We start from the raw sequence: 20,129 nt of genomic DNA on the forward strand, positions 1-20,129 counted from the left end.
ATAGCATGTTGCCCACAGCATCTTCGAGATGCCGCGCTTCTTTCAAAAAGATCGTCTTAGAGGGCTATCGAGTAGACGAAGTTATTTTCTTCTTTACCCCGTGCGGCGCACCGTTCGAGACTCGGACCTCTATTTTCTCGCACGTCTGCTTTCTGATTCTGCACCCGAAAAGCAGACAGTCTCGTAACGGCCCCAATAAACGCCATTCAATCACTGCTTCGGCGATGATCTTTAACAGGCAGATCGGCCAGTTTGTTTGACCGACCTCTGAATGCTTGATGGTCTGATGGTTCACGGCAACGGCGCTGATTGATTGGCCCCAACTGTCCGCCGGGCCCAACCGCCGCTCGCCTCAACTCGTATGCGCGACGAGCTTGTCTACCGTCTCGGGGAAGAAATCGGGCGCCGAGTTCCGTTTGCCGAACATCATGTCGTACTGGATGAGCCGGAAATCGTTGATCTTCGGGTCGATCTGCTTCTGCCGCGCCCAGTCCGGCGTCGCTTCGCCCGTCGGCGACAAAAGCAGGTTGCGGTCGACCACGCGGTAGTGTTCGCGCAGCGCGCCGAGGAAGCCTGTGTAATAGGGGTGGGTGATGCCTGCCGTGGTCAGGATGTGGTAGGGCAGGAAGGCCGGGCTCACCGAGCCGATGTTCTGGACCGGACCGGAGCGGTTCGACCAGATCACCAAGGGCGTATCGTGGTGATCGAGTGCTGCCTCGGCCGTCGGCTCCTTGCGCGGCGCGACATTGTCCTTGAGAAAGCCGGTCTCGACATAGACCGGCCCGAGCGGCGGCAAATGATCGCCGAAGAAGGCGAGGATGGTCGGCCGCTGGCGCTTCTTTGCCCATTCGACCAGCCGCTGCAGGCCATGGTCGGCGTCGGCCGAGCCTTCGGCGTAGGAGAGCAGCGATTCCCGCGCCCAGGGGCTGATCTGCGCGTCGACCGTATGCGTCGGATTGCTGTAGCGATAGGGTTCGTAGGGCCCGTGGTTCTGCAGGCTGACCGCAAAAAAGAACACCGGGTCGTCGCTGGCATCGGCCTCGCGGATGATCTCGTCGGTCATCGCAGCATCGGAGGCCAGCGGCCCGCGCTTTTCCATCGGCGGCAGCGTCTCTTCCGACTTGAAGTCCTTGAAGCCGAAATCGGCATAGACGGCGCCGCGGTTCCAGAACCAATTGGTGCCGGGATGGATGGCGCGCGCATTATAGCCTTCGCTTTTCAGGAAGGTCGCCAGCGACGGCGTCGGCGTGCGCACATATTGCTGGTAGGGAATGGAGCCCGCCGGCAGGAAGGCGTTGGAAAAGCCAGTCAGTGCCTCGAATTCGATATTGGCGGTCATGCCGCCGAATTCGGGCGAGAACATCGAGCCGGAGCGCAAGGCGCGCACCGTCGGGATCGGATCGGGCTTGATGGTGACGCCGGGAAGCTGCGTCGGATCCCAGAAGGATTCGCTCATCACCACGATGATATCGGGTTTTTCGTCAGGCACGGAAGCCGCGACATCGGGACGTTGGATCGCCGCCATGGTCTTGTCGGAATAGCCGGGCGGCGCCGAGACATGCGCCATCGGCACGTTCATCGCGAAGGCCAGCGCAAAGCCGTTGGACGCGTAGTTTTCCTTCTGGTCCCACATGATCGGAATGATCTGCAGCCGGTCGCGCGTCCACGAGAAGGTGGCGTAATCCATGATGGAGACGAAGAAGGCGAGCAGCGGCACGGCCAGCGCCAGTCGTGCCAGGCGGCCCTTGCGACTGAGGATCGGCACGCGCCGGCGCCACAGCCGCCAGCCATAGACCAAGAGCGTCAGGCCGCCGACGATACCGACGACAAGCATTACGGCGGTCCATGGCCGCTCGCGCACCAGAAGCGGCATCAAGGCCATGATCTGGCGGGCAAACAGAAAATCCGTCGGATAGAGCGGATCGCCGAGATAATGCGATTTCTGGTGGCCGACAAAGGCCAGCGCCAGCGTCAACGGCGCCACGATCATCAGGTTCTGGTAGCTGCGGCCGAGGATGGCGTCCAAACCGACCATGACCAGCGCGAAGACGATGATCGTGGTCCAGCCCGGCTTGAAGGGTTGCAGGAAGAAGTCGACCGTGCCGAAGAAGTCGCCGCGCACGATCCATTCGACGGCAAACACAAGCAAGGCCGAGGCAAGCAGTGTCGCCAGGCCGTAACGCACGGTTGGCCAAGGCCGGCCCGGCAGATAGCCGGTGGACGGATCGTCTTCCAAAAACTGCGGCACGGGCTTGGCCGTGCCTTTCCTGATCCTTGCCACTACTTCCCCCAGCCCCCGCAACGCGCCTTCCACGCGCGTCACGGTTCTGTCATCGAATTGTCACGCGAAGCTAGCGCCTGTTGCGGAAATAAGAAGAGCCAGCAAACTAAACGTGAGCGGTTTTCATCAGGTGTGATCGCCAAAAAGCCTTTTGGAACAGGTAGTCAGCCGGTTTTGTAGGTTGAAATAGCGGCGGAATGGACTTCCACGGGCTTGACTTGGCCGTCCGCCTTGCGCCAGAGGCAAGGAAAACCAGCCTCTGGAGAGACCAAAATGGCCGTCGCGTTCACTTTTCCGGGCCAGGGCAGCCAGGCCGTCGGCATGGGCAAGGACCTTGCCGATGCGTTCCCCGAAGCGCGCCGCGTGTTCGAGGAAGTGGACGCGGCACTCGGCGAGAATTTGTCGAAGCTGATCTGGGAAGGGCCGGAAGAGACGCTGACGCTGACCGCCAACGCACAGCCGGCGCTGATGGCGGTGTCGCTGGCGGCGATGCGGGCGCTGGAAGCGCGCGGCTTTTCGCTCAAGGACAGGGTCGCCTATGTCGCCGGCCACTCGCTGGGCGAATATTCCGCACTTGCCGCGGCCGGCTTCGTCTCGGTCGGCGATGCGGCGAAGCTGCTGCGCACGCGCGGCAACGCCATGCAGGCCGCGGTGCCGGCGGGCGAGGGCGCCATGGCCGCCATCATCGGCCTGGAGCAGGCCGATGTCGAAGCCGCCTGCGCCGAGGCCGCCAAGGGCTCCGTCTGCCAGGTCGCCAACGACAATGGCGGCGGCCAGCTGGTGATTTCCGGCGCCAAGGCGGCGGTCGAGCTGGCGGCGAAGCTGTGCACCGAAAAGGGCGCCAAGCGCGCGCTGATGCTGCAGGTTTCGGCTCCCTTCCATTCGGCGCTGATGGCGCCGGCCGCCGCCATCATGCGCGAGGCGCTGGCCGGCGTGGCGAAGCGTGGGCCTGTGGTCCCGGTCGTGTCCAACGTCACCGTGACGCCGACCAGCGATCCGGAAGAGATCGCCCGGCGCTTGGTCGATCAGATAACCGGCCGCGTGCGCTGGCGCGAAACGGTGGAATGGTTCGGCGCCAACGGTGTGTCGAGCCTCTACGAAGTCGGCGCCGGCAAGGTGCTGTCGGGCCTGGCGCGCCGCATCAACCGCGACATTACCACCGGGGCCGTCGGCACGGCGGCGGACGTCGAGGCGGCGCTGGCCGCGTTGGGGTGACGGGCTGGCGATTTGACGGCACCTGTGGCAAGGGTGCGCTCTGAGATCAGGAGACAAAAATGTTCGAACTGACCGGCCGCAAGGCGCTCGTCACCGGCGCATCGGGAGGCATCGGCGAGGCGATCGCCAGGGTGCTGCACAGCCAGGGCGCCATCGTCGGCCTGCATGGCACGCGCGTCGAGAAGCTCGAGGCGCTGGCCGGCGAGCTCGGCGATCGTGTAAAGCTGTTTCCGGCTGATCTGACGAACCGCGACGCGGTCAAGGCGCTGGGCCAGAAGGCGGAAGCCGAGCTCGAAGGCGTCGACATCCTGGTCAACAATGCCGGCATCACCAAGGACGGCCTGTTCGTGCGCATGTCCGACGCCGACTGGGATTCGGTGATCGAGGTCAACCTGACCGCCGTGTTCCGGCTGACCCGCGAACTGACCCATCCGATGATGCGCCGCCGCCATGGCCGCATCATCAACATCACCTCGGTGGTCGGCGTCACCGGCAATCCGGGCCAGACCAATTACTGCGCCTCCAAGGCCGGCATGATCGGCTTTTCCAAGTCGCTGGCGCAGGAGATCGCCACCCGCAACATCACCGTCAACTGCGTCGCCCCGGGCTTCATCGAATCGGCCATGACCGACAAGCTCAACGACAAGCAGAAGGAGGCGATCATGGCTGCGATCCCGACCAAGCGCATGGGCACCAGCGTTGAAGTGGCGTCGGCCGTCGCTTATCTCGCCTCCAACGAAGCAGCCTATGTCACCGGCCAGACCATTCATGTGAACGGTGGAATGGCGATGATCTGAGGTAAGGCCGGGCGCCTGTGAAAACAGCCATTTCGGCTTGGACGCCCGGCTTTTTTCGTGTAATGCGGCCCGCAACCCGGCGGTTCGGGCAAAAACCGGTCCTGTGGCGTTGCGTTTCCCGCAAGACCATCTTTCAGCTTGATTAGCGGCATTCCGCCCGCTAACGAAGATAGACAACATAAGACGAGGATTGCCCCAAATGAGTGACACCGCAGAGCGCGTCAAGAAGATCGTCATCGAGCATCTGGGCGTCGATGCCGACAAGGTGACGGAGCAGGCGAGCTTCATCGACGATCTGGGCGCGGACAGCCTCGATACGGTCGAACTCGTCATGGCGTTCGAAGAAGAGTTCGGCGTCGAGATTCCGGACGATGCCGCCGAGACGATCCTGACCGTCGGCGATGCCGTGAAGTACATCGACAAGGCCTCGGCCTGAGCCTTTCCGCAGGCATCACCGGGGGAGGACCTGCGATGAGGCGTGTCGTCGTCACGGGCCTTGGCCTGCTTTCGCCGTTTGGCATGGGTGTCGAGCACAGCTGGCGGGAATTGCTTTCCGGCCGCAGTGCCGCCCGCCGCGTCACCGAATTCGAGGTGGACGATCTTGCTTGCAAGATCGCCCATATCATTCCGCGCGGCGACGGCTCCAACGGCACCTTCAATCCGGAAGCCGTGCTTGAGCCGAAGGAGCTGCGCAAGATCGGCGACTTCATCCTTTATGGCATCGCGGCCGCCGACGAGGCGCTGGCCGATTCCGGCTGGAAGCCCGAGACGCATGAGGATCAATGCGCCACCGGCGTGCTGATCGGCTCCGGCATCGGCGGCATCGACGGCATCGCCGAAAATGCGATGATCCTGAAGGAACGCGGCCCGCGCCGCATCAGCCCATTCTTCATCCCCGGACAGATCATCAACCTGGTCTCCGGCCAGGTCTCCATCCGCCACGGGCTGAAGGGCCCGAACCATGCGGTGGTCACCGCCTGCTCGACCGGCGCGCATGCCATTGGCGATGCCGCCCGGCTGATCATGTGGGGCGACGCCGACGTCATGGTGGCCGGCGGCGCCGAGGCGCCGGTCACCCGGCTGTCGCTCGCCGGCTTTGCCGCATGCCGGGCGCTTTCCACCGACCGCAACGACGCGCCCGAAACCGCTTCGCGTCCTTATGACCGCGACCGCGACGGCTTCGTCATGGGCGAAGGCGCCGGCGTGGTTGTCCTGGAAGAACTGGAACACGCCAAGGCGCGCGGCGCCAAGATCTATGCCGAGGTCACCGGCTATGGCCTCACCGGCGACGCCTATCACATCACCGCTCCGGCCGAAGACGGCGACGGCGCGTTCCGCTGCATGACGGCGGCGCTGAACCGCGCCAAGCTCACGGCGGCCGACATCGACTACATCAACGCGCATGGCACCTCGACCATGGCCGACACGATCGAGCTCGGCGCCGTCGAGCGGCTGGTCGGCAATGCCGCCTCGAAGATATCGATGTCGTCGACCAAGTCGTCGATCGGCCATCTGTTGGGCGCCGCGGGTGCGGCGGAAGCGATCTTCTCGATCCTCGCCATCCGCGACAACATCGCCCCAGCCACCATCAATCTCGACAATCCCGAACGCGAGACGGCGATCGATCTCGTGCCGAACAAACCACGCCAGCGCCAGATCGATGTCGCGCTGTCGAACTCCTTCGGCTTTGGCGGCACCAACGCATCGCTCGTGTTCCAGCGTTACAGTGGCTGAGCAGCCAGGCAGGGCATCCCGGCAAAATTGCGCAGCGGTTTTCCGCCCGGGATTGCCCAAAAACAGACAGCTGACCGGCAGTCCGCCAACTGCCGTCATTTTTGCCAAATTCGCCCCTAGCTTTGCCGCGGGGGATTCGTTGCAAGATCAGACGGTAGGGCCATGAACACAAATCCAGGCGGCGGCGGGGATTTCGGACGGCAAGGCACAAAGGGGCCCATCGTGCCCAAGACGGCGGCCGAGGCGCTGCGTCCGGAGGCCGGCACACCACCGCCGCCGTCAAAGCGCTCGCGTGCTTCGCGCAGCCAGGTCGTCGTGTTCCTGAACTTCTTCCTCTCCGTGGTCATCCTGCTCGTGCTCGCCTCGGGCGCCGCGCTTTATTTCGGCATGCAGGCCTTCACCGAGGCTGGTCCGTCGGCCAATGGCGACACCTTCATGATCAAGCCGAACACCGGCGTGCAGGAGATCGCCGATCAGCTCGAGCGTCGCAATCTGATCAGCGATGCCCGCATCTTCAGGATGGGCGTGCGCGCTACCGGCAATGAAACGGCGCTGAAGGCTGGCGAATATGCCATCAAGCCGCGCGCTTCGATGCGCGACATCATGGATCTGTTCAAGAGCGGCAAGTCGGTGATGTACTCGCTGACCATCCCGGAAGGGCTGACGGTCGAGCAGGCGCTGCAGCGGGTCGCCGATCAGGAGGCGCTGACCGGCGCCATGCCGGCCACCTTGCCGCCGGAGGGCAGCATATCCACCGACACGCTGCGCTTCACCCGTGGTGCCACCAGGCAGCAGATGATCGACAAGCTGGTTGCCGACCAGAAGAAGCTGGTCGATGATGTCTGGTCGCATCGCGCGCCCGATCTGCCGATCGCCAACATCGATGATTTCGTCACCCTTGCCTCGATCGTCGAGAAGGAAACGGGCCGAAGCGACGAGCGCTCGCGCGTCGCCGCCGTCTTCCTCAACCGCCTGGCCAAGGGCATGCGGCTGCAGTCCGATCCGACCATCATCTACGGTCTGTTCGGCGGCAAGGGTAAACCCGCCGACCGGCCGATCTACCAGTCCGATATCGACAAGCAGACGCCTTACAACACCTATCTGATCAAGGGCCTGCCGCCGACGCCGATCGCCTGCCCGGGCCGCGCGGCACTGGAAGCGGTCGCCAACCCGTCGAAGACCGACGATCTCTATTTCGTCGCCGACGGCAATGGCGGTCACGTCTTTGCCGCGACGCTGGAAGAGCACAATCAGAATGTCGCCCGCTACCGGGCGCTGCAGAAGAAGCAGGCCGATGCGGCCGCCAAGGCTTCCGGCCAGACCACGGCGCCCGCCGCTCCCGACGACAACGCCGATGGCAATGACGCCGGAGGCGATGCAGGCGAGAACGGCGATGCCGGCGGCGACGCCGCGCAATAGGCAACGCCATCTTCAGCCTGCCCGCTCGCGTCCTTTGACGCGGGGCCATATTCATGTTTTGAGGGGATCCGCCGTCCGGGCATCGGACCGGCGATTTCTGGGGTGCGCGGCGCCTGGCATAGAACGCGCGGGCCACGACAGGGGATGACAGGCACAATGAACCTGCAAAGCATGACCGGCTTCGCGCGGTCCGTCGCCGAAAGCGACGGGACCTCGATCGCCTGGGAGGTGAAATCGGTCAACGGCAAGAGCGTCGAAGTGAGGCTCCGACTGCCGCCAGGTTTCGACCGGCTGGAGACCGTCGTCCGGCAGACGGTTCAAAAGCGCTTCGCGCGCGGCAATTTCCAGGCGACATTGACGGTCGGCCGCGCCGCGGCCAAGCAGGTGCTGCCGGTGGTCAACGAAGCGTTCCTCAAGGACCTGGCGGGGTTGGCGAAGCGCTTGCAGGAGCAATACGGCATCGAGCCCGCCACCGCCGACGGCCTCTTGTCGCTGCGCGGCGTGCTCGACATTCCCGAGGCCGTCGAGACCGAGGAGGAGCGGGCAGTGCTTGACGCCGCGATCCTGACGGCGCTCGACGCGGCGCTCAACGGGCTGGAGCAGGCAAGGCGCGGCGAGGGCGCGGCACTCGGCGCGCTGCTTGCCGGCCATATCGACGCCATCGAGGCGCTGACGCTAAAGGCCGAGGCCGACCCCTCGCGCGAGCCGGCCGCGATCCGCGAGCGCATTGCCGAGCAGGTGCGGCTTTTGATGGACGCCGCGGCCAATCTCGATGCCGCCAGGTTGCATCAGGAGGCGGCCTTCCTCGCCACCAAGGCCGACATCCGCGAGGAGATCGACCGGCTGAAGACCCATGTCGCGTCCGGGCGGGCGCTGCTAAGCGGCGATGGCGCCGTCGGCCGCAAGCTCGATTTTCTGGCGCAGGAATTCAACCGCGAATCGAATACGCTGTGCTCCAAGTCGAACGCCGCCGCGGTCACCGCGATCGGACTGGAACTCAAGACGGTGGTCGATCAGTTTCGCGAACAGGTCCAGAATCTGGAGTGACGGGAATGGTTGCCAAGGAGCCGACGGCTGCCCGGGATCTGGGGTCCCGCATCCGCCGCCGCGGATTGATGCTTGTGCTGTCGTCGCCGTCGGGCGCCGGCAAGTCGACGATTGCGCGCAATCTTCTGGAAAGCGATGGAAGTCTGGAGCTGTCGGTCTCCGTCACCACAAGGCCGCGCCGCGGCTCCGAGATCGAAGGCGTCCACTATCATTTCCGCACCATGCGCGAGTTCGAGCGGCTGCGCGATTCCGACGCGCTGCTCGAATGGGCGCAGGTGCACGGCAATTGCTATGCCACGCCGCGCGAACCGGCGGAGCTGGCGTTGGCCCAGGGACGCGACATGCTGTTCGACATCGACTGGCAGGGCGCCCAGCAGCTCAAGGAGAAGATGCGCGCCGACATCGTCTCGATCTTCATCCTGCCGCCGTCGATGAAGGAATTGAAGGCGCGCCTCAAGCGCCGCGCCGAGGACCAGGAATCCGTCATCGAGACCAGGTTGAAGAACGCCCGCCTCGAGATCGAGCATTGGAAGGAATACGACTTCGTCATCGTCAACGACGATCTCGATCGCGCCTTCGCCGAAGTCCGCGCGATCGTCGCCGCCGAGCGGCTTAGGCGCGACCGGCGGCCCGGCTTGTTCGATTTTGTATCCGGGTTGCTGGACGAGAAGACGCCGTAAGCCGGGCGCCGTTGCGTCGCTAAACCGATAATCGCATCAGCCTAATGCATGTCGCCCAGAAGTGTGCAGCGGTTCTGGGACGGCGACATGCATCAAAACAAAGACTTAAGCGCGTCGTCTGAATCCGTTTCAGCGCGACGCGCTTTAGGGAGATCGTCCGGCCAACGCTGTGCTCCGTGAAGCACGCGCAAAATTCGAATCCTGTCCTCGGCCAGCCGATAGGCTGTAATGTACGGCGTGCCGACGATCGCGAGCTCTCGTGTTCCGGCAAGCCTGCCGATTCGACCGCTTCGGGAAAGTCTCGCAGGCGGCTGATAGCGGCGACAATTCGCGCATCGATGGCGATCGCGGCGGCGGGGTTGTCAGCCTCGACATGCGTAAAAATCCCGTCGCGGTCCGATAACGCGAATGGCGAGCAGACGATTTTCAAGATCTAGGTTCACCAGCCTTGCGACGCGCAGCCGCGCGTCTTTCAGCAAAATGCGCCTCGACTTGTTCGTCGGGGATGTCGGGTCGCGTGTCATCGAGGGCCTCTCGCACCTTGGCGCGAAACCATACGTCGTAGGCCTCGTTGTTTGTGACGAGATCGATGGGTAGCGCACCTTCGTTGGCGGTTCGGGTAAGCAGAATCCGCACCGCATCCGACACCGTCAGCCCCATACTTTCGAGCACTGCGGAGGCCCGATCCCGGATGTCGGCATCGATACGCGTCTGGACAAGTGCGTTCGCCGGCATGGCGATCTCCTTTGTCAACAATGTAATGCGTTTGAATGACGATTGCCATACCTTCGTTGCGCATCACACCTTGATCCCATCGACCAGAATGAGGTTGCGGCTAAGCGCTGCATCGCGGACCTCAAGCGCGGCTGCGTATTCGTCCGAGCGATACCAGCGTCGCGCCGTTTCGATGTCGGGGAATTCGACGACGATCAGCGGGCCGGGCTTCCAATTGCCTTCCAGCGTCTCTACCTCGCCGCCGCGAACCAGGTAGCGTCCGCCATGCGCTGCGATGGAAGCAGCCGCGCGGGCTCGATAGATTTCGATTGTCTCTTCGTCGCGGATTGTGACGTCGGAAATGACATAGGCAGGCATCGCAGGCTCCAGGCTGTTTCGCCTGCCTATCTATGTCGCGAGTCTCTGGATACCAGCGCCGCGGCAGCGGCGATCAAACCGAATTCGTCAGCCGCACGAATTCCTCGACGCTGAGCGTCTCGGCGCGGCGCGTCGGGTCGATGCCGGCGCGGGCGAGCAGCGCCTCGCCGCCCATGCTCTTCACGCTTTGCCTCAGCATCTTGCGGCGCTGGCCGAAGGCCGCCTCGGTCATGCGGCCGAGCTTTCTGACGTCAGCGGGCAGGGGCGTGGCGCGCGGCACCACATGCACGACCGAGGAGGTGACCTTGGGCGGCGGCGTGAAGGCTTGCGGCGGCACGTCGAAGGCTATCCTGGCCTCGGTGCGCCAGCCGGCGAGCACGCCGAGCCGACCATAGGCATCGCTCTCCGGGCCGGCGGTAATGCGCTCGGCCACCTCGCGCTGGAACATCAGCGTCATCGACTGGTAGAAGGGCGGCCAGTCGGCCACCGTCAGCCAGCGGACCAGAAGCTCGGTGCCGATATTGTAGGGCAGGTTGGCGACGATCTTGACCGGAGCGCCGTCCGCCGTGGCGGCAAGTGCGGAAAAATCCGTCTTCAGCGCATCGCCGGGAATGACCTCCAGCCGTCCAGGATAATGGTTGGAGACTTCGGCAAGCGCCTCCAGGCAGCGCTCGTCGCGCTCGATGGCGATGACGCGGCGTGCGCCGTTCAACAGCAGCGCCCTGGTCAGCCCGCCGGGTCCAGGTCCGACCTCGATCACGGTCGCTGCGCCGAGGTCGCCCGCCGCGCGCGCGATCTTGCTCGTCAAATTGAGGTCGAGCAGGAAATTCTGGCCGAGCGCCTTCTTTGCCTGCAGGCCGTGGCGCTCGATCACCGCGCGCAGCGGCGGCAGGCCGTCGATGGTCGTGCGCCCCTCGTTCACCTCACGTCCTCATTCGGCCGCGGCTTGGCGGCCGCTGTCGGCCAGCCGGCGCGCCAGCCTGAGCGCCGCGATCAGGCTGTCGGCGCGCGCGATGCCCTTGCCGGCGATGTCGAAGGCGGTGCCGTGGTCGGGCGAGGTGCGGATGAAGGGCAGGCCGAGCGTGACATTGACCGCCTCGTCGAAGGCCAGCGTCTTGGCCGGGATCAGCGCCTGGTCGTGATACATGCAGAGCGCGGCGTCATAGGAGGCGCGCGCGCGCGGATGGAACATGGTGTCGGCGGCTAGCGGTCCGATCGCATCGATGCCTTCGGCCTTGAGCATCTCGACGGCCGGCTGGACGATGGCCAGATCCTCCGATCCCATCGCACCGCCTTCGCCGGCATGCGGGTTGAGCCCGGCAATGGCAAGCCTTGGCCGCGCAATGCCGAAGCGGTCGCGAAGGTCGGCGGCGGTGATGCGCGCCGTGGCGACGATAAGCTCCGTTGTCAGCCGCTTCGGCACATCCGCCAGCGGGATATGTATGGTCACCGGAACGGTGCGCAGTTCGGGCCCGGCCAAGAGCATCACCGGCATCACCTCGGCGCCGGTGTGGCGCGAGACCAGATGCGCGAGATATTCGGTGTGGCCGGGAAAGCCGAAGCCGGCATCATAGAGCGGCTTCTTGGCAATCGGGCAGGTGACTATTGCTGCGGCGCGGCCGGCGAAACAGTCGGCGACGGCGCGGTCGATGGCCTCGATGGTACCGGCCGCATTGGCAGGATCGGGCTCTCCCGGACTGTCGACATGGCGGGCATGGAGCGGCACGATAGGCAGCGCCCGGGCGAAATGATGCGCCGCATGCCCCGGCAAGGTCTCGGCGATCGTCACCGCGGCGCCGATCCGGCGCGCCCGCGCCTCGATCAGGTCGGGGTCGGCGAGCAGGTAGAAGGGCGGCACGCCGGCGCTGTCGCCCGCCTGCCAGGCGACAATGGCGATCTCCGGTCCGATACCGGAAGGATCGCCGACACTGAGCGCCAGCGGCGCATCGGTCTTGCTCATCTTATGCCGTTTGCGCCAGGCCGTTCGTTCCGCCAGGAGTGGCGTTAAATCAAAGAGTGGTTCGACGTTTTCGCGAAACGGTGACCCACCCTGGAGCAATTCCAGGAAAAGTGTGAGCGGCTTTCCGTCCGGAATTGCGTCAAAACAACGAGTTAGAGCGCTTCGCCGTTTCTTTGAAACGGTGAAACGCTCTAGCGTTCAACGATCTTGGCGCTCTTGCGCAGTTCGTCGACATATTTCTTGCTGAGCGCGTCGGCGTCCTTGTCGTTGCTGCCTTCGGCCTGGAACACCATCTGCGCGGCTTTATCGTCGGAAACCTCGCGCGAGGAGCAGATGCCGATGAACTCGACGCCGCGATCGGTCTCGCGCGTCACCGTCGCGCCGCCGACCTTGGTCGCCTTGATCTGCTCGGCCCAGTCCGGTGGCAATTGCGGCGCCAGCACGCGGCCGAGATCGCGCACGGTGACGTCGATCAGACCCTTGGCGAATTCGCGGGTGGTGGCACAGCCGTTGAAGCGCGCGCGCATGGCGTCAGCCTCGCGCTTGCGCTTGGCAAGCGTGGCGCTGCGCTCGGAAGCCGGCACCACGAAGATCACCTGCTGCAGCATATATTCCATGGCGGTCGGCTTGGAGCCGCCTTTATCGAGCATGCGCCGCACCGCGTCCTGTTCGGTCACCGCGCCGCCGTCACCGGAACGGTAGCGGGCGCTGAGCGCCTGGTTCCAGGCCATCTGCGCGCGGATGAATTCCTTGAAATGCTCCTTGGTGACGCCCGACTGCGTCATGACGGCGTCGAGCTTGGCCAGCGGCATCTTGTTGCCCGAGGCAAAGCGCTGGTAGGCGGCATCGACCTGCTGGTCGGAGATGCGGATGCCGAGCCGCTTGGCCTCGGCCAGCCGCAGCGTCTGCTCGATCATCTCTTGCCCGGCATCGCCCTTCTTGTGCTGCAGCTTCAAAAACGCCGCGCGGTGCTGAATGTCGCCGGTGGTGATCGGCATGTTGTTGACGATATATTTAACCCCGCTGGCGAATGCGGGTGGCGTCATTGCCGCCATCGAAACCGAGGTTGCCGCCACCAGCAGCGCGAAGCCTGCTGAAAACAGGTATTTCCTCATATCACCTTCCCATTTTCCCACCACGATGGCGCCGCACGTCCTCCGAACGTATGCGCTGTGTGGTCAACCCCATGCCCATCTTATGCGGCGAAACGATGTCGCCGGCATATGACCCGCGAATCAAGTCATTTTCGAAGGATCACACGCCAAATCAAGGCCCGCGGCGTCAATTCGAGTTCGACTGGAATTTATCGACCGCGCTGGTTGAGGAGCCGAAATCGCCAAGCGTGCGGAACGACAGGTTGAAGCCGATATTCTGCGACACTTCCTTGGTGACGATATCGCGGGTCTGCGAGTAGGTCATGATGTAGGTGAAGCAGGAATCGTTGTAGGCAAAGCCGACGCCGTCATTGACCAGCACGTTCTGTTCGAGGTCGTAAGTGCCAGTGCCGAACAGCCGCCAGTTCTGGCTGAGATGCGCCGAGGCGCCGAGCGTGACCTCGTGGCGATCGGTGGTGAAGCCGTAGTCGGGCTGCGCCTGGATGAAGGCGTATTTGGCGCTGAGTGATATCGGCAGGCCCGAATAGGCGGCCTTCACTTCGGCGCGCCTGACCTCGAAACTCTGTTCGTCGAAACGGCCGCTGACCGAGCCGGAGAAGCCGCTCGGGCTGTTGAAGCCGACCAGGCCGACATAGTCGGATTTGGAAGTCTGCAGGCCCGAATAAGCGCCGACATTGACCAGATCCGGCGCATCGAAGGAGTTCTCGCCGCCGAGCTGATAGGACTGGCCGAAGATCGCATTGGTGCCCCAGCCGCTGTCATAGGCGCCGGAGTAGCGGAAACCGACATTGGCGCGCGTGCCGCCTTCGATGCGGTCATAGCCTGAGAACTTGTCGCGCTCGAACAGCGTGGTGGCGTCGAAGACGAAGCTCTGCGCGTCCTCGTTAGGCACGGCCAGCCCGCCGACATACTGCTCGTTCGGACGCACGAACACCTGCGCGGTCGGCTCGAGGACGTGGCTGGAATTTGCCATCGAGAACAGCAGCGGCCAGCTCGCCTCGAGGCCGAGCGTCGCCATGTAGCGCGCGAGCGATGTGCGCATATCCGCGTCTTCGCCGAGATTCGTCGCCATCTGGTTGACGGCGGCGATCGACGCGGAATTGGCGTTGACATAGCCGGCATCGCCGCGGAACGCGAGCAGCGGCGTCAGCTGCAGGCCATCATCGGTTGTGAAGGTGCGCTTCCATTCGGCTTCGGCGGTCAGCCGGCTGGACTGGCCTTCGATGCCGCGCACATTGTTGATGGAATCTTTGTCAAGAGGGTTGGCCAGCACCGCGTCGAGCCGGTCGCGGCTGATGACGCGGGCATTGACGTTGAACGACAGCTGGCCGCCGGCCACCGGCATATCGGGGATATACGCATAATCGAACGATGGCAGCACCCAGGGCTGCTTGGCGGCGCGCGCCGTCGGGTCGCTCGACAGCGTGTCTTCCTGCACCTCGAAGCGCATCGCGCGAATGTCGAAATAATTGCGGTCGTGCAGTCCGGTCAGATAGATCGACGACTGGTGGACGGTGTCGGTGTAGCCGTCGATGTTGTAGGTGCGCGAAAAATTCTTGTCGGTCTGCAGCAGCGCGTCCCAGCCGAAGTCCCAGCGATCATTGATGGCGAATTGGCCCTTGGTGCCCATCATGCCGCGGAATTTGTTCGGATCGCCTGCATCGCCGGAATCGACGACACGCCGGCCGGAATCGATGAACGCGTTGGGGTCGTTCTGGTTGATGCCGGCGATCTTCAGCGTGTACTGGCCGTTGTTGAAGCGCTGGCGCCACTCGGCCTCGCCCATGAAGCCTTGCTTGGTGTAGCCGCTGCCGGTGACGGTCAGGTCATAGGTCGGGGAGAGGGCGAAATAATAGGGGATTTTGACGCCGGTGCCGAGATGGTCGTTGAAGACGAGACCTGGCAGCAGGAAACCGCTCTTGCGCTTCACCGTCGGGTCGGCGATCTCGAAGGCCGGCAGATAGGCGAGCGGGAAACCGAAGAATTCGAAATTCGCATTCTCGAAGCGGACGGTTTTCTTCTCGCCGTTCCAGATGATCTTGCGCGCCTTGACGCGCCATGTCGGCGCGCTGTTGGGCTTGTCCTCGCAGGGTTCGCAAGCGGTATAGACGCCGTTGTGGAAGGTGGTCAGCACGCCGCCCATGCGCTCGGCGCTCTCGGCGGCGAAATAGGCCTTGTCGATCGTCTCGACGCGCAACGCGTTGACGAAGCCGTCGGCGAAATCGTCGGTAATGTCGATATGCTCGGAATTGACCTTGGTGCCGTCGCTGTTGATCAGCTCGACCGCACCGCTGGCGACCAGGCGCTTGGTGTCGCGGTTGTAAACCACGCGCTGGGCGACGAGCTTGTTGCCGCCATAGTCGATCTGCACGGCGCCAACGGCGGTCACCGTATGCTTGTCGTTGTCATAGACAAGCGTATCGGCGGCCAGCAGCATCTGCGAGCCGGATGGGACGGGCGCGGCGGTGATCTGCTGTGCCAGCGCCGGTACCGCCGGCACCACGCAAGCAAGCAGACATGCCAAGGCGGTCGCCCCATAGAGGCGTGCCAAACCGGCCTGCCTATGGCTGCGCAATCCAGCCTCCCTCACTAGCCGTCTTCCTTGTATAGCAGAAACGTCACCCCAAAGAACATAGCCACGACAACCGGAACCCATGCAGCCACCACTGTAGGCACGAATCCGGCGACACCGAATGCCTTGACCAGTACCGAAACGACATAAAGCAGAAAGCCGGCCACGACGCCACCCAGAATCATCGTCGCCGACTGCCCCATTCGCGCAAATCGCATTGAAACTGTTGCCGCAATCAGCGTCATGGCGACGAGAAGGAACGGCAACGCCACCAGCGAATCAAACTGCATGGCGAAGGCATTTGCCTTGAGCCCGAAGGAGCGGGCAACCTCGATCTTGCGCGGCAGCTCATAGAAGGGGATGGTTTCCGGGCGCGCCAGTCGCTCCTGCACGAATTCAGGCCGCAGATTGGTTGGCACCTTGTCGGATGCCAGCGTCTGGATATTGCCGCCCTTGAAGATCTTGACGTCCTGCAGTTCCCAGTAGCCGTCGCGCAGGAAGGCCTTGGCGGCATCCTTGCGCTCGGCGATGTTGCCTTGCGGGTCGAGGATGAAAAACACCGCGTCCGCCATCTCCAGCCCCTGATTGAGGATGGCGCGGGCGCCGATGATGGTGTCGCCGGATTCGGTCTTCTGCCTGAGCCAGGGCGTTTCGGTGGTGGTGACGGTGCTCGATTTGCCGGCCCTGAGGCCGTTTTCCATCTGCTCCGACCAGGAAAAGCCGTGCGCGGCGATCGGGTTGATCACGGCGACCGACAGCACGCCGAACATCAGCGCGCCGATGCAGCAGGGAAACAGGAATTGCCAGGCCGAGACCCCGGCCGAGCGCGCGATCACCAGCTCGTAGCGACGGTTGAGCGAAACCAGTGTCGCCATCGCCGAGAACAGCCCGACGAACGGCACCGTCTGCAGCATGATCATCGGCATCCTGAGCGCCGAAATCGCGAAAGCCGTGCCGTAGGTGAAGCCCGGCAGTCCGGTGGTGCGGCCGGAAAGCTCGGTGAAGTCGATCAGGAACACCAACGCCAAAAGGCCGAGGAAGAACCAGAAGGTGATGGTGACGTAACGGAAGAAGAAATAGCGGCCCAGCGTCCAGCCCATCGTCAAGCTCCCTGGCCGGAAGTGCGCCGGACGAACCAGAGCTTCAACGCCGCCCAGTTGCTGCTGGCGCGGCCGGCGAGATTGGTAAGCCAGTCGGCCCACGCTGCCGGCAACTCCATGCTGCGCGAGGAGACGATGAACCAGATCGAAACGATGGAGGCGATGAGCGGTATGCCGTAAAGCAGATAGGTGAAATACCAGACCTTGTCCGCCTTGCCGGCGGCGAAGAAGCCCAGCCACCGCACGAACAGCGCGATCGAGATTGCCGTGATCAGCGGATTGATGCGTGCCTCGCGATGCGATCGCGCGTCGCCGGCGACCGCCAGCGCGATCAGCGCGAACACCAGCGAATAGGACCATTCGGCGAATCGCTGGTTGAGCTCGGCCCGGTAGCTGCCCGGGTCGCGCTGGAACATCTTGTCGTTGGGATTCGGATTGAGCAGATATTGCGTCGTCCGGTCCTTGGGCAGCAGCGTGATGTCGTTGGCCGCCGACATGAAGGCCGACATGTCGAAGGCATAGGAGGTGAAGCGGATGACCGAGAGGTCGCCGGTCACCGATTTGCGGTTGATGACGCCGTCATTCATCATCAACACTTTCTCGCCCTTCTGTTCGACGATGCTGCCGCTCTTGGCGTAGTAGGTGAGGCTGGCGCCTTCCTCGCGCGAATCGGCGACGAAGATGCCGCCCAGCCTGTTGCCGGGAAGCCGCTCGCCGATCTGCAGATAGAGGCCTTCGTCGATCTTGCGGAAGGTGCCCTCCTGGATGATCAGCGACAAAAGATCGGCGCGCGAGGCTGCGACCAGCTGGCGGTTCTTCTGCCTGGCATAAGGGTCGATGCCGTTGTCGACGATGAAGGAAAAGGCGCAGGCCGCGATCGCCAGCAAAAGGATCGGCCGCGCGATCGTCCAGCGCGACGCGCCGGCGGCGCTGAGCACCGCCAGCTCCGAATCGGTGTTCATGACGCTCAGCGTCTGCGCCACCGCCACCACCAGCGCGAACGGCACCACGATCGGGATGATCGACGGGATGATGAGCGCGGCGACCTCGAAGAAAGTCAGCGCCGACTGGCCGTTGTCGGTGACGAGGTCGATCTTGGCAAGCACCTGTGTGGTCCAAACGATCGCCAGCGTCCAGACCAGCGCCGCCAGGAACATCGTCAGCGCGCGGCGCATGATGTAACGTTCAACGACCTTCATGAAGGCTTTTCTCGATTTTGCCGAACGGCATCATGCCCGCCGACAAAGTAGTGATCCGGCGGCGCGCGCACAACTGGGTCATCGGCGGCTTCTTCCGGTTTGTCGCCCCACACCGCGTGCCCCGGCGCGGCGGAGTGTCCGCGCCAATGGATAAGAAATGCAAAACATTGATGGTTAACAGCAGGTTGCGGCAGGAAACTAAGGTCGTGCCGAGGCGAATCCTTTGTCGTCGACGGCGCTGATATAGACAGGGATTTTGGCCAAAGTCTTGCCAAATGGCTGAAAACGACCAAATGTCGCGCACGCTTGCCGAACCTTTTGCACGACCTCTTGCACGCTAGAAATTCCCTTTGCCGGCACCTTACGGCCATCCCCGAAAGCAGGACCTGATGACGTTGAGACCCACCATCGCCTTCGCCAAATTCGCCGCGCCCAAAAAAGGCAGCGCCTTCGTATTTGCGGCCGACGGCGGCGGGCTTGGCGAAGCAGCGCTCGCCTGCGATCCCGCCGGCGCGCTGGCCCGCGCCTTTCCGGTCGCCGATTTCTCCGGCAAGTTCGCAAGTTCGGCCGAGGTGCTGGCGCCGCAAGGCTCCTCCCTCGACCGGCTGGTGGCGATCGGTGCCGGCAAGGCGGCGAGCCTCGATGATTATGCCTGGCTGAAGCTCGGCGGCGCCGTTGCCGCCGCGCTGCGCAAGGCGAGCGAAGTCGCCGTCGTCCTCGACCTGCCGGACTTGCAGCCCGATGGGTGCCAGGCGGCGAGCCTTGCCGCCGGCATTCTGCTGCGCAGCTATTCCTTCGACAAATACAAGACCAGGAAGGACAAGGACGATGGGCAGTCAGAGGCAAAAGGCGCGGGCGCCAAAAAAATCGACGCGAAGGCCGCCAAGGTAACGATCCATTGCGCCGACCCGGCCGCCGCGAAAAAGGCCTTCGCCGACGAGGTGGCGGTGATCGACGGCGTGCTGCTGGCGCGCGATCTGGTCAACGAGCCCGCCAATGCGCTCGGTCCCATCGAATTCGCCGACCGCGCCAAACAGTTGGAAGCGCTCGGCGTCGAGGTCGAGATCCTCACCGAAAAAGAGATGAGGAAGCTCGGCATGGGTTCGCTGCTCGGCGTCGCTCAAGGGTCGCCACGCGGCGCCCGTATGGCCGTCATGCGCTGGAATGGCGGCAAGGCCAAGGACGCGCCGGTCGCCTTCATCGGCAAGGGCGTCACTTTCGATACCGGCGGCAATTCGATGAAGCCGGCCTCCGGCATGGAGGACATGAAGGGCGATATGGGCGGTGCCGCCGCCGTCACCGGGCTGATGCATGCGCTGGCCGCGCGCAAGGCCAAGGCCAACGTCGTCGGCGTTATCGGCCTGGTCGAGAATGCTGTCGACGGCCATGCCCAGCGCCCCGGCGACATCGTCACCTCGATGTCGGGCCAGACCATCGAGGTGCTCAACACCGATGCCGAAGGCCGCCTCGTGCTGGCCGACGCGCTCTGGTACACCAACGATCGCTTCAAGCCGAAATTCATGGTCAACCTGGCGACGCTGACCGGCGCCATCATGGTCGCGCTCGGGCAGCATTACGCCGGCCTGTTCTCCAACAATGACGAACTCGCCGGCCGGCTGTTCAATGCCGGTCAGGCGAGTCAGGAGCGGCTGTGGCGCATGCCGCTTGGCCCCGAATACGACAAGCTGATCGATTCCAAGAATGCCGACATGAAGAACATCGGCGGCCGCTATGGCGGCGCCATCATTGCCGCGCAGTTCCTGCAACGCTTCGTCAAGGATACGCCCTGGGCGCATCTCGACATCGCCGGCACCGCGATGGGCGCGCCGTCGAGCGAAATCAACCAGTCCTGGGGTTCCGGCTTCGGCGTGCGTCTTCTCGACCGGCTTGTGCGCGATCATTACGAAGGGTAGGGCTT

At 63.8% G+C, this 20,129-nt stretch carries 17 protein-coding genes and 1 pseudogene; 8 read left to right on the forward strand and 10 right to left on the reverse strand.

Annotated features, from left to right (window positions below):
- Positions 1–352: 352 nt before the first annotated feature.
- Positions 353–2,281, reverse strand: a complete 1,929-nt coding sequence (locus AB6802_RS24175; protein WP_371012699.1) for an LTA synthase family protein — start codon at positions 2,279–2,281, stop codon at positions 353–355.
- 273 nt (positions 2,282–2,554) lie between these two features.
- Here AB6802_RS24175 and fabD point away from each other — a divergent pair, with 273 nt between their 5' ends.
- The 7 genes from fabD to gmk all read left to right on the forward strand — a co-directional run bounded on the left by fabD (position 2,555) and on the right by gmk (position 9,173).
- The gene (fabD, locus tag AB6802_RS24180) at positions 2,555–3,496 is read left to right on the forward strand and encodes an ACP S-malonyltransferase (protein ID WP_371012700.1); all 942 of its coding nucleotides are present in this window, start codon (positions 2,555–2,557) and stop codon (positions 3,494–3,496) included.
- Positions 3,497–3,555: 59 nt separating this feature from the next.
- Entirely contained in the window at positions 3,556–4,293 is a 738-nt protein-coding gene (gene fabG / locus AB6802_RS24185; RefSeq protein ID WP_371012701.1) for a 3-oxoacyl-[acyl-carrier-protein] reductase, read from the forward strand.
- A 199-nt stretch (positions 4,294–4,492) separates the two neighbouring features.
- Positions 4,493–4,729, forward strand: coding sequence for an acyl carrier protein (locus AB6802_RS24190; RefSeq protein ID WP_006203723.1), 237 nt, complete (start codon positions 4,493–4,495; stop codon positions 4,727–4,729).
- A 35-nt stretch (positions 4,730–4,764) separates the two neighbouring features.
- Positions 4,765–6,027, forward strand: a complete 1,263-nt coding sequence (gene fabF, locus AB6802_RS24195; protein ID WP_371012702.1) for a beta-ketoacyl-ACP synthase II — start codon at positions 4,765–4,767, stop codon at positions 6,025–6,027.
- Positions 6,028–6,189: 162 nt separating this feature from the next.
- Positions 6,190–7,446, forward strand: coding sequence for an endolytic transglycosylase MltG (gene mltG / locus AB6802_RS24200; protein ID WP_371012703.1), 1,257 nt, complete (start codon positions 6,190–6,192; stop codon positions 7,444–7,446).
- Positions 7,447–7,602: 156 nt separating this feature from the next.
- A complete protein-coding gene (locus AB6802_RS24205) occupies positions 7,603–8,493 on the forward strand; it encodes a YicC/YloC family endoribonuclease (protein WP_371012704.1) in 891 nt (296 codons plus the stop codon).
- Positions 8,494–8,498: 5 nt separating this feature from the next.
- Positions 8,499–9,173, forward strand: coding sequence for a guanylate kinase (gene gmk, locus AB6802_RS24210; protein WP_371012705.1), 675 nt, complete (start codon positions 8,499–8,501; stop codon positions 9,171–9,173).
- A gap of 92 nt (positions 9,174–9,265) precedes the next feature.
- Here gmk and AB6802_RS24215 read toward each other — a convergent pair.
- The 9 genes and pseudogenes from AB6802_RS24215 to lptF all read right to left on the reverse strand — a co-directional run bounded on the left by AB6802_RS24215 (position 9,266) and on the right by lptF (position 18,211).
- Positions 9,266–9,603: pseudogene (locus AB6802_RS24215) on the reverse strand (type II toxin-antitoxin system RelE/ParE family toxin).
- A complete protein-coding gene (locus tag AB6802_RS24220; protein WP_371012706.1) occupies positions 9,600–9,908 on the reverse strand; it encodes a type II toxin-antitoxin system RelB/DinJ family antitoxin in 309 nt (102 codons plus the stop codon). Before AB6802_RS24220 ends, AB6802_RS24215 begins: the two are co-directional and overlap by 4 nt.
- 63 nt (positions 9,909–9,971) lie before the next feature.
- On the reverse strand, positions 9,972–10,265 hold the full coding sequence (locus AB6802_RS24225; RefSeq protein ID WP_371012707.1) for a DUF1330 domain-containing protein: 294 nt from the start codon (positions 10,263–10,265) through the stop codon (positions 9,972–9,974).
- A gap of 73 nt (positions 10,266–10,338) precedes the next feature.
- Positions 10,339–11,187: a 16S rRNA (adenine(1518)-N(6)/adenine(1519)-N(6))-dimethyltransferase RsmA gene (rsmA, locus tag AB6802_RS24230; RefSeq protein ID WP_371012708.1), complete on the reverse strand. Its 849-nt coding sequence runs from the start codon at positions 11,185–11,187 to the stop codon at positions 10,339–10,341.
- A 9-nt stretch (positions 11,188–11,196) separates the two neighbouring features.
- Positions 11,197–12,225: a 4-hydroxythreonine-4-phosphate dehydrogenase PdxA gene (gene pdxA, locus AB6802_RS24235; RefSeq protein ID WP_371012709.1), complete on the reverse strand. Its 1,029-nt coding sequence runs from the start codon at positions 12,223–12,225 to the stop codon at positions 11,197–11,199.
- Between the two features lie 191 nt (positions 12,226–12,416).
- Positions 12,417–13,340: a SurA N-terminal domain-containing protein gene (locus tag AB6802_RS24240; RefSeq protein ID WP_371012710.1), complete on the reverse strand. Its 924-nt coding sequence runs from the start codon at positions 13,338–13,340 to the stop codon at positions 12,417–12,419.
- A 166-nt stretch (positions 13,341–13,506) separates the two neighbouring features.
- The gene (locus tag AB6802_RS24245; protein ID WP_371012711.1) at positions 13,507–15,930 is read right to left on the reverse strand and encodes an LPS-assembly protein LptD; all 2,424 of its coding nucleotides are present in this window, start codon (positions 15,928–15,930) and stop codon (positions 13,507–13,509) included.
- Entirely contained in the window at positions 15,930–17,012 is a 1,083-nt protein-coding gene (gene lptG, locus AB6802_RS24250) for an LPS export ABC transporter permease LptG (RefSeq protein ID WP_371012712.1), read from the reverse strand. The genes AB6802_RS24245 and lptG overlap by 1 nt, the downstream gene beginning before the upstream one ends.
- A gap of 2 nt (positions 17,013–17,014) precedes the next feature.
- Entirely contained in the window at positions 17,015–18,211 is a 1,197-nt protein-coding gene (gene lptF, locus AB6802_RS24255; protein WP_371012713.1) for an LPS export ABC transporter permease LptF, read from the reverse strand.
- Between the two features lie 389 nt (positions 18,212–18,600).
- On the opposite strand from lptF, the gene AB6802_RS24260 reads away from it, so the two are divergent.
- Complete coding sequence (locus tag AB6802_RS24260; protein ID WP_371012714.1) at positions 18,601–20,124, forward strand: leucyl aminopeptidase; 1,524 nt, start codon at positions 18,601–18,603, stop codon at positions 20,122–20,124.
- Positions 20,125–20,129: the final 5 nt, after the last annotated feature.

The sequence above is a fragment of the Mesorhizobium sp. RCC_202 genome, from assembly GCF_041355295.1.
Taxonomy (GTDB): domain Bacteria; phylum Pseudomonadota; class Alphaproteobacteria; order Rhizobiales; family Rhizobiaceae; genus Mesorhizobium.